The organism is Candidatus Phytoplasma crotalariae (genome assembly GCF_030586865.1).
Taxonomy (GTDB): Bacteria; Bacillota_I; Bacilli_A; order Acholeplasmatales; family Acholeplasmataceae; genus Phytoplasma; species Phytoplasma citri.
Genome location: NZ_JAOSIR010000054.1, coordinates 1 through 1,847, shown reverse-complemented (window position 1 = coordinate 1,847; position 1,847 = coordinate 1). Strand labels below are relative to the sequence as shown.

Genomic DNA, 1,847 nt, shown 5'->3' with positions numbered 1-1,847 from the left:
TAATGATAAGTTTCAAATCTTGCTCTAACCATTGTGTTACTTGATTCTTAATCCCTTCGGCTTTCTCATATTCGCCTTTAATGCCAATGATAAAATCATCAGCGTAACGGATGTACTCAACTCTTGTTTTTGGGTTTAAATTGATATACCTATCAACTCCTAGTTGATGATGCTGGTTTTTAAGCCATGCTCTCTTATATTCTGGGTTGTCCTGCCTAATCGGCTTCCCTTCTTTGATCAGTTCCCCCATTTTCAGGTCGATGTAGTGTAAATATACATTCGCCAACAAAGGGGAAATAATTCCTCCTTGAGGAGAACCTGATAAGGATTCGTATTTGATCCCATCTTTCATGAAGTCGGCTTTCAACCATTTGTTAATAGTTGAGAGGACTTTATTCTTTCTGATGAATCGATTTAAGGTTCTTATGAGAATCTCACGATTGATGGTATCAAAGTAGCCTTTTAAGTCGATTTTAATAATGTAATCAATTCCTTGAAATCTTTGTTTAACGCGTTTGATGGCGTCGTGGCAAGATTTTTTGGTTCTAAATCCAAAACTCCATTCTGAAAAAATATTTTCAAAATAGGAAATTAAGAGTTGTTCGAGGCATTTTTGTATTAGTTGGTCTTTGATAGTAGGTAGCCCTAAGGGTCTGGTTCCTTTATTATCACTAGGAATGATAATTCTTTTAACTGGTTTGGGGGTTATAACCATTATTGACGTATTCCTAATGGTATCTTTCTAGTCTCTCTAGATTAATCCCATCAATGGTTTCGTTGTCAATTCCGGGTGTTCCCGCCCCTTTATTAGCAGTGATTCTGTTGAATGCTGTTAACGTGTTATAGAAATTATTCATTCCTTGTTGTAGTTCTCTTTTTAGAGAGAAACCGTTTGATGAACGATATTCTATGTTCGCGAAAGTTTAGTTTCGAATGAAACAGTTGTTGACATAATATATCAACCCCTTCCTTGATACCATTGAATAAATAATAAATTACTTTCTTCTTTCGCCCTATAAGAGTCGTTAACTCTCTTCTCGGTAAGCCGATTAACTAAATTATTCCAAATTTAGGTTTACCCTTACGACTACTAAGAAGATGCTTTATCCTTAACCATCCGGGCTTTTATTTCCGGATTAGTAAATTTAATTACTTCGTTTTAGGATTCTCCAGGTTACTCTAAATTTCTACCTTAATTCCTTAGGGGAAGTACCCTCTCTTGAGAGGCTGATTCCAGGTTTCTTCATCTGATAAACTACTCGATACTTTAGTTTTATAGCAGTAGTCTCTGGACTGCCCGTTTAAGCAACTTCCGAAGCAGGTTTAATTATTACATCAATTTTCCTTCTTAGGCCATCTCAGGCTTCTCCATAGAATTATTTGGTAGCGGAGTCATTTTGACTAATTTGCTTTCGTCGCAACCCGCTTTTATGGTCTGCTGTAATCTGACATTCTTTCGTTTGTTAGACCGACCATCTCCTTTCAGGGTTTATCGACCCTGGCTATTGGTTAGATAGCACGAAATTTAGGCCTCTTTGGCGCCCACTAAATAATTACTACCTTCTACAACAAAAACATTTGGTATGTCTTTTGTAGCTAATTTTACCATTTCTTTACGTTGTTCATAAGAAAATAAAGATATATCTTCTTTAACCATAATAATATAAACGAAATCACTATTATTAGATGCTGTTTTCACTAAATAGTGATGACCTTTAGTAAATACGGATAGATTAATTGCGTTTTATGCAGCGATTTATATTTGCTGTTTTATTTACAATCAGCCCCCGTCCAAACCGGACAAGCAAGTTTCCAAGCATCCGGCTTTCCCTAATTTACTCTCTTGC

At 36.1% G+C, this 1,847-nt stretch carries 1 protein-coding gene and 1 pseudogene; both read right to left on the bottom strand.

Annotated elements, in window-relative coordinates; all coding sequences use genetic code 11:
- Positions 1–952 (bottom strand): annotated as a pseudogene (locus tag OC683_RS02380) (reverse transcriptase domain-containing protein); the annotation flags it as partial.
- Positions 953–1,525: 573 nt separating this feature from the next.
- Positions 1,526–1,699, bottom strand: a complete 174-nt coding sequence (locus tag OC683_RS02375; protein WP_420887823.1) for a nucleotidyl transferase family protein — start codon at positions 1,697–1,699, stop codon at positions 1,526–1,528.
- Positions 1,700–1,847: the final 148 nt, after the last annotated feature.